Origin of the sequence: Streptomyces sp. NPDC014889 (assembly GCF_043081205.1) — a bacterium.
In the GTDB taxonomy this organism is placed as follows: Bacteria; Actinomycetota; Actinomycetes; order Streptomycetales; family Streptomycetaceae; genus Streptomyces.
The window spans coordinates 306,321-318,489 of record NZ_JBIBWH010000011.1 but is presented as its reverse complement, the minus strand read 5'-3'; the positions used below and the strand labels follow the sequence as shown (position 1 = coordinate 318,489).

Here is a 12,169-nt window from a genome sequence, read left to right as displayed (position 1 = left end):
TTCGTACTCACCCTCTCGGGCTTTCCTCCGGGCGCTTCCCTTCGGTGTTTCCGACTCTATCAGATCTTTTTCCGATCCGATTTCCTCGGCGCTTTCCAGGTTCCCGCTCTCGCGTTTCCCTTTCCGGCGGCTCCGACTTTATCAGAGATTCTGAGTCGGATTTCCCGCCGGTTCCGGGGGTGTCCCCCGAATGGCTTGAAGCCTTCGGGTTCCCGTCCTGGCGGAGCCGTAAACGTACTGGAGCGGGGCGCCCCGATGCAAATCGAGGTGCCCCGCTCCCAGTTCGCGCGTCCCGGAGGACGTCCTCGGGTCAGACCTCCACGACGACCGGGAGGATCATCGGCCGGCGCCGGTAGGAGTCCGAGACCCACTTGCCGAGGGTGCGGCGGATGAGCTGCTGGAGCTGGTGGGAGTCCGCGATGCCCTCCTGGGCGGACTTCTCCAGCGCCTCCGCGATCTTCGGGATGACCGCGCTGAAGGCGGAGTCCTCGATGCCCGAGCCGCGGGCCTGGATGTGCGGGCCGCCGGTGACCTTGCCCGTGGTGGAGTCGACCACCACGAAGACCGAGATGATGCCCTCGTCGCCGAGGATCTTGCGGTCCTTCAGCGCGGGCTCGCCCACGTCGCCGACCGAGAGGCCGTCCACGTAGACGTAGCCGGCCTGGACCTTGCCGGAGATCCTGGCCTTGCCCTCGACCAGGTCGACGGTCACACCGTCCTCGGCGATGACGATCCGGTCGTGCGGCACCCCGGTGAGCGCGCCCAGCTCGGCGTTGGCCCGCAGATGGCGCCATTCGCCGTGGACCGGCATGAGATTCCGCGGACGGCAGATGTTGTAGAAGTACAGCAGCTCCCCGGCCGAGGCGTGGCCCGAGACGTGGACCTTGGCGTTGCCCTTGTGCACGACGTTGGCGCCCCAGCGGGTCAGGCCGTTGATGACCCGGTACACCGCGTTCTCGTTGCCCGGGATCAGCGACGACGCCAGGATCACCGTGTCGCCCTCGACGATGCGGATCTGGTGGTCACGGTTGGCCATGCGGGACAGGGCCGCCATCGGCTCGCCCTGGGAACCGGTGCAGACGAGCACGACCTCGTGGTCGGGCAGATCGTCCAGGGTCTTGACGTCGACCACCAGACCCGGCGGGACCTTCAGGTAACCCAGGTCCCGGGCGATGCCCATGTTGCGGACCATGGACCGGCCGACGAAGGCGACCCGGCGGCCGTACTCGTGCGCGGCGTCCAGGATCTGCTGGATGCGGTGGACGTGGCTGGCGAAGCTGGCCACGATAATCCGCTTGCGGGCGCCGCCGAAGACCTGGCGCAGCACGTTGGAGATGTCCCGCTCGGGCGGGACGAAGCCCGGCACCTCGGCGTTGGTGGAGTCCGCGAGGAGGAGGTCGATGCCTTCCTCGCTCAGCCGCGCGAACGCGTGCAGGTCGGTCAGGCGGTTGTCCAGCGGCAACTGGTCCATCTTGAAGTCGCCGGTGTGCACGACCATGCCCGCGGGGGTGCGGATGGCGACCGCGAGGGCGTCCGGGATGGAGTGGTTGACCGCGACGAACTCGCAGTCGAAGGGGCCGATGCGCTCGCGCTGTCCCTCCGCCACCTCGAGGGTGTACGGGCGGATGCGGTGCTCCTGGAGCTTGGCCTCGATGAGGGCGAGGGTCAGCTTGGAGCCGATGAGGGGGATGTCCGGCTTCTCGCGCAGAAGGAACGGGACACCGCCGATGTGGTCCTCGTGGCCGTGCGTGAGGACCATGCCCTCTATGTCGTCGAGGCGGTCACGGATCGACGTGAAGTCAGGCAGGATCAGGTCGATTCCGGGCTGCTCCTCCTCGGGGAAGAGCACTCCGCAGTCGACGATCAGCAGGCGGCCGCCGTATTCGAAGACGGTCATGTTCCGGCCGATCTCACCGAGACCGCCGAGGGGGGTGACCCTCAGACCGCCGTCGGGGAGGCGCGGGGGCGAACCCAGTTCAGGATGCGGATGACTCAAAAGACTCTCCTCAACCACGCGCGCCACGTACCGGTGGCACGTGGCGCGCGTGACGTTCGTGCAGAAGCAGTTGTCATGGTGGGATGCGGGCACCGGTGGCCCGCCTATTCAGTTGTCAGGCCTCGGGTGTTACGGGGTGGTGCGAAGTCTCGTTGTCAGAGCTGTACCCCGCCGGCGGCAAGATCGATCTTGAGCTGCTCGGTCTCCTCGGGCGTGAGCTCGACCATCGGGGCCCGCAGGGGACCGCTGGGCAGGCCCTGGAGGGCGAGCGCGGCCTTGGTGGTCATGACGCCCTGGGTGCGGAACATGCCGGTGTACACCGGGAGCAGCTTCTGGTGGATCTCGGTGGCCTTCTGGACGTCGCCGGCGGTGTACGCGTCGACCAGGGCCCGCAGGTCCGGGGTGACGACGTGGCCGACGACGGAGACGAAGCCGACCGCGCCCACCGAGAGCAGGGGCAGGTTCAGCATGTCGTCGCCGGAGTACCAGGCGAGGCCGGAGCGCGCGATGGCCCAGCTCGCCCGGCCGAGGTCGCCCTTCGCGTCCTTGTTGGCGACGATCCGCGGGTGCTCGGCGAGCCGGACGATCGTCTCGGTGTTGATCGGGACGCCGCTGCGGCCGGGGATGTCATAGAGCATGACCGGCAGGCCGGTGGCGTCGGCGATGGCCTTGAAGTGCCGGTACAGGCCCTCCTGCGGGGGCTTGTTGTAGTACGGCGTGACGGTCAGCAGGCCGTGCGCGCCGGCCTGCTCGGCGGCGCGGGCCAGTTCGATGCTGTGCCGGGTGTCGTTGGTGCCGACCCCCGCCACGACGTGGGCTCGGTCGCCGACCGCTTCCTGGACCGCGCGTACCAGGTCCGTTTTCTCCGCATCGCTGGTGGTGGGGGACTCGCCGGTGGTCCCGTTGACGATCAGGCCGTCGTTGCCTGCGTCCACCAGGTGGGCGGCGAGCCGCTGCGCGCCGTCGAGGTCGAGTGCGCCGTCCGCCGTGAAGGGCGTGACCATGGCGGTGAGGACCCGCCCGAAGGGGGTCTGCGGAGTCGAGGTCGGAGCCATGGGTAACACGCTACTCGCTGCTCAATGTGGGGGCTGCCCTCGGGGGGCGGCCCGACGGGTGCCGGCAAAGATGGAGCCCGGCACTGCCTGCTCGGGGGTTCAAGCAGTGCCGGGTCCGTTTGATCAGGCTAGATGAACTTCTGCAAGCCCCGCAATCCGGACACTTCGCCCGGCTGAACCGTACATCTGTACCTGCCTGTGCGGGCGGCCTCCGGTCAGGGCGCGACGCGGCCGTTGGCGTTGAAGGCGGCGTGGGTCAGCGGCATGAGCCTGGACCACTCGGCCTCCATCTTCTCGCCCACCATCTCGATCTCCCGCTGCGGGAAGGACGGCACCTTGGCCAGCTCGTGCTGGGTGCGCAGACCGAGGAAGTGCATCAGCGAGCGGGCGTTGCAGGTGGCGTACATCGACGAGAACAGGCCGACCGGCAGGACCGAGCGGGCCACCTCGCGGGCGACACCGGCCGCGAGCATCTCCTGGTAGGCCTCGTAGGCCTCCCGGTAGGAGTCCGTCATGACCCGGCCGACCAGCTCCTGCTGGGCCCGGGTGCCCTCGACGAACCGGTACTTGCCCGGGCGGCCCTCCTGGACGAGCTTGCGGGACTCGTCGGGGACGTAGAAGACCGGCTCCAGCTCGCGGTAGCGGCCGCTCTCCTCGTTGTACGACCAGCCCACGCGGTGCCGCATGAACTCACGGAACACGAAGATGGGGGCGCTGATGAAGAAGGTCATCGAGTTGTGCTCGAAGGGGCTGCCGTGCCGGTCGCGCATCAGGAAGTTGATCAGGCCCTTGGAGCGCTCGGGGTCCTTGTCCAGCTCGGCCAGGGACTGCTCGCCGAGGGTGGAGACGCGCGCCGCGAACAGCACGTCGGCGTCCGACGCGGCGTGCTTGACCAGGTCGACGGTGACGTCGCTGCGGAAGCTGGGCTTCGGTTCGTCGGCGGGGGTGGCGGTCACGGCTGGGCGGGTCCCTTCCTTCACGGCTGACGGGCGGCGCCCACTCTACGGCTCTACGGCCCGCCTTCGGCCTCGGGACGTGCGGTGCCGGGGTACGACATCTTTGGTGAAGATCTGCGATTTCGGCGGAAGCGGGCACCTTTTGGGACACTCGGTCGTCTGTATGGGTGAGACACCCCAGTTCGACCCCCGTTCGACCCCCCGGAAGGAGTCGTACCCCCGATGCTCCGTCGGCGCGAACCCGTACCGTTCGCCTTCGTCGCCGAGGCCGACCGGTTCCGCAGCAATGTCGCCCCTCCGCCCCGCGAACGCGCTTCCACCGGCCGAATAGCCGGGCGCTGCCTGCTGGGGCTGACCATCGTCGCCGGGCTCGTGGGCTCCGTGATCCTCGGGACGCCCGCGCTGACCATCAGCCACTCCCCCGCCGAGACGCAGCAGTCCCAGGTCTCGCCCGGGCACTGAGCCGGTCCCGGGCGCCGTGCCACCACCCCGGTGGCCCGGCGGGCACCTCCCCGGCCCCCCACGGGTGGTGGGCACGGACCCATGCGGATAGCCTCACCGGGCACAGCCCACGCATGGATTGAGTGAGGACCAGCCGTGCCCCTGTCCTTCCTGACGGCCGACCGCGCCTTCGACGCGGCGGACGACGTAGCGCTTCCGTTCGACGACCGCGAGCGCTGGCGACGCCCCTACCGGCCCGGGCCGTGGCGCGTGGGGGCGGCCGCCCTCCTGCTGCTGCTCGCCTCCTTCGTGCTGCTCGCGGGCGTCGTCACGGCGCTCACCGCCACCCTGTCCTCCGCCGGCTTCTGCTTCGTCGTCGCGCTGGTCCTGATCGCCGGCGCGCTGCGGCTGCTGCGCATGGGCGTCTGGGTCGGCGCGCGCGGGCTGCGGCACGTGAGCCTCCTCGTCACCCGTACGACGCCGTGGGCGCAGGTCGCCGGCGTGCGGACGGTGCAGCAGCCGGTGCGCTGGCTGGGGCTGCCGCGCACGGTGCAGGGGCAGGCGCTGGTGCTCAGCCGCTCGGGCCGTGGGCAGCAGGGGCTGCCGCCGCTGATGACCACGCACAACGCCGACTTCCTGGGGCGCTTCGAGGCGTTCGACCGGGCGGCGGACGCGGTGGAGGCGTGGGCGGAGGAGAACAGGAAGCGCTGACCCCGGCCGACGGCATGCCGAGGGGCCCGGTCCGCGCGCGTGCGGACCGGGCCCCTCCGCGTTCGCGGGGTGTTCCGGGTGTCAGGCGACCTGCACCGGTTTGCCGTCGTGCAGGGCGATCGCCCGCTGCATCGCCTTGCGGGCGCGCGGGGTGTCGCGGGCGTCGTGGTAGGCGACGGCGAGGCGGAACCAGGTGCGCCAGTCGTCCGGGGCCGCCTCCGTCTCGGCCTTGCGCTCGGCGAAGACCCGGTCCGCCGAGTCGCGGTCGATGCGGCCGCTGGGCGTACGGCTCAACTCGTCGAGGGGCAGGCCCCCTTCGGCGTCGAGCTCGGCGGCGAGCTGGTTGGCCCTGCGGACGAACTGGGTGTTCTTCCACAGGAACCACAGGCCGATCACCGGCAGGATCAGCACGGCGATCCCGAAGGCGACGGTGACGGGTGTGCCGTACTGGATGAGCATGACGCCGCGGCTGCCGACCAGGACGAAGTAGAAGACCAGGACGGCGGCCGTGACGAGGTAGGTGATCTTCGCGCGCATGTAGGGCTCGGGCTCAGTTCAGGTCGAGGAAGTGCTCCAGGCCGACGGTCAGGCCCGGAGTGGTCACCACGCGGCGCGCGCCGAGCAGGATGCCCGGCATGAAGCTGCTGTGGTGGAGCGAGTCGTGGCGGATGGTGAGCGTCTCCCCCTCGCCGCCCAGCAGGACCTCCTGGTGGGCGAGGAGTCCGCGCAGGCGCACGGAGTGGACCGGCACGCCGTCGACGACGGCGCCGCGCGCTCCGTCCAGGGCGGTGACGGTGGCGTCGGGCGCGGGGGCCGAGCCCGCCTCGGCCCGGGCCTCGGCGATGAGCTGCGCGGTGCGGGTGGCGGTGCCGGAGGGGGCGTCGGCCTTGTTCGGGTGGTGCAGCTCGATGACCTCGACCGACTCGAACCAGGGCGCGGCGATCTGCGCGAACTTCATGGTGAGCACGGCGCCGATGGAGAAGTTCGGGGCGATGAGCACACCCGTCTGCGGGGACTGGGCCAGCCAGCCCCGCAGCTGCGCGAGGCGCTCGTCGGTCCAGCCGGTGGTCCCGACGACGGCGTGGATGCCGTGCCGTACGCAGAAGTCGAGGTTGCCCATGACCGACCCGGGGGTGGTCAGTTCGACCGCGACCTGCGCGCCGGTCTCGGCGAGGGTCTCCAGCTTGTCGCCCCGGCCGAGGGCGGCGACCAGTTCCATGTCCTCGGCGGCCTCGACCGCCCGCACCGCCTCGGACCCGATCCGGCCCTTGGCACCGAGGACCGCCACGCGCAGCTTGCTCATCTCTTGCTTCCTTACCACCGACGGTACGGACAGGGGTTAGGCGACCGCGTCGTTCAGACGCGCGGCCTGCTTGTCCTTGAGCGGGCCGATGACCGACAGCGACGGGCGCTGTCCCAGGATGTCCCGGGCGACCGAGCGGACCTCGTCCGGGGTGACCGCGGCCATCCTGGCCAGCATGTCGTCGACGGAGATCTGCTCGCCCCAGCACAGTTCACTCTTGCCGATACGGTTCATCAGCGCACCCGTGTCCTCCAGGCCGAGGACGGTGGAGCCCTGGAGCTGGCCGATGGCGCGGCCGATCTCGTCGTCGGTCAGTCCGTTCTCGGCGACGTGGTCGAGTTCGTCCCGGCAGATTCTGAGCACGTCGTGCACCTGGCTCGGACGGCAGCCGGCGTAGACGCCGAAGAGTCCGCAGTCGGCGAAGCCGGAGGTGTAGGAGTACACGCTGTAGGCCAGGCCGCGCTTCTCCCGGACCTCCTGGAAGAGGCGGGAGGACATGCCGCCGCCGAGGGCGGTGTTCAGCACGCCCAGGGCCCAGCGCCGGTCGTCGGTGCGGGCCAGGCCCGGCATGCCGAGGACGACGTGCGCCTGTTCCGTCCTGCGGTTCTGCAGCTCGACCCGGCCGGCGGTGCGCAGGGTGCGGCGGCCGTCGCGCGGGGCGATCGGGACGGCGTGGGCGTTGCCGAGAGCGCCGGCCTTCTCGAAGGCGGCGCGGACCTGGCGTACGACCTTGGCGTGGTCGATGTTGCCGGCGCAGGCGACCACCAGGTGGGTGGGGTCGTAGTGCTTCTTGTAGAAGCGGCGGATGCGGTCGGCGGTGAGGGCGTTGACCGTGTCGACCGTGCCGAGGACGGGGCGGCCGAGGGCGTTGTCGCCGAACATGGTGTGCGCGAACAGGTCGTGCACGCAGTCGCCGGGGTCGTCCTCGGTCATGGCGATCTCTTCGAGGATCGCGCCGCGCTCGACGTCGACGTCCTCCTCCAGGATCAGCGAGCCGGTGAGCATGTCGCAGACGACGTCGATGGCCAGGGGCAGGTCGGTGTCGAGCACGCGCGCGTAGTAGCACGTGTACTCCTTGGCCGTGAACGCGTTCATCTCGCCGCCGACGGCGTCGATCGCGGCGGAGATGTCCAGGGCGGACCGGCGGGACGTGCCCTTGAAGAGCAGGTGCTCCAGATAGTGCGTGGCGCCGTTGAGCGCGGGGGTCTCGTCCCGGGAGCCGACGTGCGCCCAGATGCCGAAGGTGGCGGAGCGCACGGAGGGCAGCGTCTCGGTGACGATGCGCAGGCCGCCCGGGAGGGTCGTCCTGCGGACGGTCCCGATGCCGTTCTGGCCCTTGACGAGTGTTTGGGTACGGGCGACGGCCCGCGCCTCCGAGGAGGTGCGGGCCGTCGCCTTGAAGTTACGGGACGTCACTTGTCCGCGTCGTCCTTCTTGTCGTTCTTGTCGTTGCCGTCTTCCTCGCCCTCGATCACGGGGACCAGGGAGAGCTTGCCGCGGGAGTCGATCTCGGCGATCTCGACCTGGACCTTGTGGCCCACGCCGAGCACGTCCTCGACGTTCTCCACGCGCTTGCCGCCGGCCAGCTTGCGGATCTGCGAGATGTGCAGCAGACCGTCCTTGCCGGGCAGCAGGGAGACGAACGCGCCGAAGGTGGTCGTCTTCACGACCGTGCCCAGGTAGCGCTCGCCGACCTCGGGCATCGTCGGGTTGGCGATGCCGTTGATCGTGGCACGGGCGGCCTCGGCGGACGGGCCGTCGGCGGCGCCGATGTAGATCGTGCCGTCGTCCTCGATCGTGATCTCGGCGCCCGTGTCCTCCTGGATCTGGTTGATCATCTTGCCCTTGGGGCCGATGACCTCGCCGATCTTGTCGACCGGGATCTTCACGGTGATGATCCGCGGCGCGTTCGGGGACATCTCGTCCGGCGTGTCGATCGCTTCCATCATCACGTCGAGGATGTGGAGGCGGGCGTCACGGGCCTGCTTGAGGGCGGCGGCCAGGACGGAGGCCGGGATGCCGTCCAGCTTGGTGTCGAGCTGGAGGGCGGTGACGAACTCCTTGGTGCCGGCGACCTTGAAGTCCATGTCGCCGAAGGCGTCCTCCGCACCGAGGATGTCGGTGAGGGTCACGTAGTGCGTCTCGCCCTCGATCTCCTGGGAGATCAGGCCCATGGCGATACCGGCGACCGGGGCCTTCAGCGGCACACCGGCGTTCAGCAGCGACATGGTGGAGGCGCAGACCGAGCCCATCGAGGTCGAGCCGTTGGACCCGAGGGCCTCGGAGACCTGGCGGATCGCGTACGGGAACTCCTCGCGCGCGGGCAGCACCGGCACGAGCGCGCGCTCGGCGAGGGCGCCGTGGCCGATCTCGCGGCGCTTGGGGGAGCCGACGCGGCCGGTCTCACCGGTGGAGTACGGCGGGAAGTTGTAGTTGTGCATGTAGCGCTTGCGGGTCACCGGGGAGAGGGTGTCCAGCTGCTGCTCCATGCGGAGCATGTTCAGGGTGGTGACGCCCAGGATCTGGGTCTCGCCACGCTCGAACAGCGCGGAGCCGTGCACCCGCGGGATGGCCTCGACCTCGGCGGCCAGCGTGCGGATGTCGGTGACACCGCGGCCGTCGATGCGCTTCTTCTCCTTGATGACGCGCTCACGGACCAGGGTCTTGGTCAGCGAGCGGTACGCGGCGGAGATCTCCTTCTCGCGGCCCTCGAACTCGGGCAGCAGCTTCTCGGCCGCCAGACCCTTGACGCGGTCCAGCTCCGTCTCGCGCTCCTGCTTGCCGGCGATGGTGAGCGCCTGGGCGAGCTCGGGGCGGACGGCGGCGGTGAGCGCCTCCAGGACGTCGTCCTGGTAGTCGAGGAAGATCGGGAACTCGCCGGTCGGCTTGGCGGCCTTGGCGGCGAGGTCCGACTGGGCGCGGCAGAGCACCTTGATGAAGGGCTTCGCGGCGTCCAGACCGGCGGCGACGACCTCCTCGGTGGGGGCCTCGGCACCGCCCTCGACCAGCTTGATGGTCTTCTCGGTGGCCTCGGCCTCGACCATCATGATCGCGACGTCGCCGTCCTCCAGGACGCGGCCGGCGACCACCATGTCGAAGACGGCGTCCTCGAGCTCGGTGTGCGTCGGGAACGCGACCCACTGGCCGCGGATCAGCGCGACGCGGACGCCGCCGATCGGGCCGGAGAAGGGCAGACCGGCCAGCTGCGTGGACGCGGACGCGGCGTTGATCGCCACGACGTCGTACAGGTGGTCGGGGTTGAGCGCCATGACGGTGCAGACGACCTGGATCTCGTTGCGCAGGCCCTTCTTGAAGGACGGGCGCAGCGGGCGGTCGATCAGGCGGCAGGTGAGGATGGCGTCCTCGGAGGGACGGCCCTCACGGCGGAAGAAGGAACCGGGGATCTTCCCGGCCGCGTACATCCGCTCCTCGACGTCGACCGTCAGCGGGAAGAAGTCGAGCTGGTCCTTGGGATTCTTGGACGCGGTGGTGGCCGAAAGGACCATCGTGTCGTCGTCCAGGTACGCGACGGCGGAGCCGGCGGCCTGCTTGGCCAGGCGGCCCGTCTCGAAGCGGATGGTACGGGTGCCGAAGGGGCCGTTGTCGATCACGGCTTCGGCGTAGTGGGTCTCGTTCTCCACTAGCGTTTTCTCCTCGTCGTCGTCCTCCCGCCCGTGTGGCGGGGGGACGGTGGCGGAGAGGCGCTCCGTCCGGTGCGGGCCGGTCTTCGATCGAAGCACCCGGGGTTCACTTCTCCCGGGGGCCACTACCGAGGACCGGCGGCGGTGAGGTGCGCTCCTCCTCGTTCGTCATGCGCGATGCCGTGCCGTGCCCACCTGGGGCCGGCCGTATCGCGCCGTGTCACGGGTACTGCGTCGTGCTACCACACTACAAAGCGGCACCGACACTCCGCACGTTCCCGTATGTTCCCTCACGTACGGCAAAGGGAGCGGTCCCCTGTCTCCGGGGAACCGCTCCCTCCACGACGTCCTACTTGGCGCCCGCCGCACCACGGCGGATGCCGAGGCGGTCGACCAGCGCGCGGAAGCGCGTGATGTCCTTCTTGGCGAGGTACTGCAGCAGGCGACGGCGCTGACCGACCAGGATCAGCAGACCGCGGCGGGAGTGGTGGTCGTGCTTGTGGGTCTTGAGGTGCTCCGTCAGGTCGGAGATCCGACGGGACAGCAGAGCGACCTGGACCTCGGGGGAGCCGGTGTCACCCTCCTTGGTACCGAACTCGGTGATGATCTGCTTCTTCGTTGCGGCGTCGAGCGACACTCGTACTCCTCGTGATCTGTGATGGCCTCCGAGTGCCCCCGGTCTTCGTCTCGGGGGAGCTTCCTCTACTCGGGAGGCGGGGATCCGCTGGGCGCGGCCTCCAGGGCCCGCAGGACTTCCTGCGAGGCTCCGGGGGTGCGTACACATACGGCCGTCACACAGAGTACCAGGCCGCGACGGCCCGATTTCCCCCGGTTCTCCGATTCCGCCTAGGGGGGCCGGCGGGCTACTAGGGTGAGCGCGGCACCGTTGGGCGCGTCTGGAAGGGGTCGCTGCGACATGGCGGAGACGGAAGCGGAGATCAAGGCCCGCAAGGAGCGTGAGCGCGACGAACTGTACGCGCTCGACATCTCCGGTGTGCGGTGGGACTGCGCACCGGGTACGGAGGAGCACGAGGAGCGCGTCGAGATCGCCCGTCTTCCCGGCGGGGCCGTCGCCATGCGCTCCTCGCTGGACCCGGACACGGTGCTGCGCTACACGGAGGCGGAGTGGCGGGCGTTCGTGCTGGGCGCACGGGACGGTGAGTTCGACCTGGAGCCCGCGCCACACAAGGGGGGTCTCGCGTCCGAGTGAGGCACGCGCGGACATGAAAAGGGGCGGCACGTGCGCGTGCCGCCCCCTTCCTCAACCCGCTTGACGGGTGGGTGTGGTTGACGGACCGGGCCTTCAATGACCGGACGGGGCGGGCCGGCTCGTGAGCCGGAGTCCCTCGGGGTTCAGTGTTCACCTTCTGTACGGCTTGGCCACGCAAGTGTCCGGTTTGCCGGCGAATGCCGTGCTGTGTACGGCGATTTCGGGCAGGTTGTCGTCAAGTGGGCGGACGCCGGGGGGCGAACAGGCCTGCCATGGTGAGTCCCCTGGTGATTAGGCTGGGTCAGGGGGCGCGATGTCAGAACCCGTGGGCCGGACATCGTCGTCACGGGGGGAAGTCGGTGGATCGGACGACCTCGAACGACCGAGGACGACGAGAAATGGTCGCCCCCGCACGGCATTGAGGGTGCTCGACCACACCAGGAGGAACTGTGAGCAGCGATCGGGACGGGATCCGCGGGGGCTGGGCCACGCCCGGCGACGACCAGCCCGACGCGGCGTCCGCCATCGAGACGACGGGCGAGTTCACGATCGACTACGCGCCGCCCGCCTGGTACACGCAGAACGCGTCGAGCGGATCGGGGCAGTCGGCCGAGGCGGGCGGTGGGGCCGGGGCAGGCGGTGCCGCCGGGGGCCCTTCCGGCCCTTCCTCCGACGCGCCGGTTCCGCCGGGGACCGCGGCTGCGCCGGGCGGTCCCGCGCGGCCGGCCGCTCCGAGCGGTCCGGTGCCCGGGCTGACTCCGCCGCCGCACGCCACGGCGACGCCGGGCGCTCCCTTCACGCCTCCTCCGCCGGCGCCGGGTGCGCCGTTCACGCCGCCGGCTCCTGCCCCGGGTGG

The 12,169-nt window shown here is 70.1% G+C and carries 11 protein-coding genes and 1 pseudogene; 4 read left to right on the top strand and 8 right to left on the bottom strand.

What is annotated here, in order from left to right; genetic code table 11:
* Window positions 1-310: 310 nt before the first annotated feature.
* From ACF09J_RS23695 to thyX, 3 genes are all read right to left on the bottom strand, one after another.
* Window positions 311-1,996, bottom strand: a complete 1,686-nt coding sequence (locus tag ACF09J_RS23695) for a ribonuclease J (RefSeq protein WP_392307427.1) — start codon at window positions 1,994-1,996, stop codon at window positions 311-313.
* 155 nt (window positions 1,997-2,151) lie between these two features.
* A complete protein-coding gene (gene dapA / locus ACF09J_RS23690; RefSeq protein WP_392307426.1) occupies window positions 2,152-3,051 on the bottom strand; it encodes a 4-hydroxy-tetrahydrodipicolinate synthase in 900 nt (299 codons plus the stop codon).
* Between the two features lie 215 nt (window positions 3,052-3,266).
* Entirely contained in the window at window positions 3,267-4,007 is a 741-nt protein-coding gene (thyX, locus tag ACF09J_RS23685; protein WP_392307425.1) for an FAD-dependent thymidylate synthase, read from the bottom strand.
* A 222-nt stretch (window positions 4,008-4,229) separates the two neighbouring features.
* On the opposite strand from thyX, the gene ACF09J_RS23680 reads away from it, so the two are divergent.
* Both ACF09J_RS23680 and ACF09J_RS23675 read left to right on the top strand, forming a co-directional pair.
* Window positions 4,230-4,469, top strand: a complete 240-nt coding sequence (locus ACF09J_RS23680) for a hypothetical protein (RefSeq protein WP_392307424.1) — start codon at window positions 4,230-4,232, stop codon at window positions 4,467-4,469.
* A gap of 135 nt (window positions 4,470-4,604) precedes the next feature.
* Entirely contained in the window at window positions 4,605-5,159 is a 555-nt protein-coding gene (locus ACF09J_RS23675) for a hypothetical protein (protein WP_392307423.1), read from the top strand.
* Between the two features lie 81 nt (window positions 5,160-5,240).
* Here ACF09J_RS23675 and ACF09J_RS23670 read toward each other — a convergent pair whose 3' ends face one another.
* The 5 genes from ACF09J_RS23670 to rpsO form a co-directional block, all read right to left on the bottom strand.
* Entirely contained in the window at window positions 5,241-5,696 is a 456-nt protein-coding gene (locus ACF09J_RS23670; RefSeq protein WP_392307422.1) for a hypothetical protein, read from the bottom strand.
* A gap of 13 nt (window positions 5,697-5,709) precedes the next feature.
* A complete protein-coding gene (gene dapB / locus ACF09J_RS23665; protein WP_392307421.1) occupies window positions 5,710-6,462 on the bottom strand; it encodes a 4-hydroxy-tetrahydrodipicolinate reductase in 753 nt (250 codons plus the stop codon).
* Between the two features lie 36 nt (window positions 6,463-6,498).
* On the bottom strand, window positions 6,499-7,878 hold the full coding sequence (locus ACF09J_RS23660) for a M16 family metallopeptidase (RefSeq protein WP_392307420.1): 1,380 nt from the start codon (window positions 7,876-7,878) through the stop codon (window positions 6,499-6,501).
* A complete protein-coding gene (locus ACF09J_RS23655) occupies window positions 7,875-10,103 on the bottom strand; it encodes a polyribonucleotide nucleotidyltransferase (RefSeq protein ID WP_392307419.1) in 2,229 nt (742 codons plus the stop codon). Before ACF09J_RS23655 ends, ACF09J_RS23660 begins: the two co-directional genes overlap by 4 nt.
* Window positions 10,104-10,452: 349 nt before the next feature.
* On the bottom strand, window positions 10,453-10,740 hold the full coding sequence (gene rpsO, locus ACF09J_RS23650; RefSeq protein WP_225080554.1) for a 30S ribosomal protein S15: 288 nt from the start codon (window positions 10,738-10,740) through the stop codon (window positions 10,453-10,455).
* 279 nt (window positions 10,741-11,019) lie between these two features.
* Here rpsO and ACF09J_RS23645 point away from each other — a divergent pair, with 279 nt between their 5' ends.
* Window positions 11,020-11,313 carry a DUF397 domain-containing protein gene (locus tag ACF09J_RS23645; protein ID WP_392307418.1) on the top strand — a complete coding sequence of 98 codons (294 nt, stop codon included), beginning with the start codon at window positions 11,020-11,022 and terminating at the stop codon, window positions 11,311-11,313.
* Between the two features lie 449 nt (window positions 11,314-11,762).
* Window positions 11,763-11,894 (top strand): annotated as a pseudogene (locus ACF09J_RS23640) (SCO5717 family growth-regulating ATPase); the annotation flags it as partial.
* Window positions 11,895-12,169: the final 275 nt, after the last annotated feature.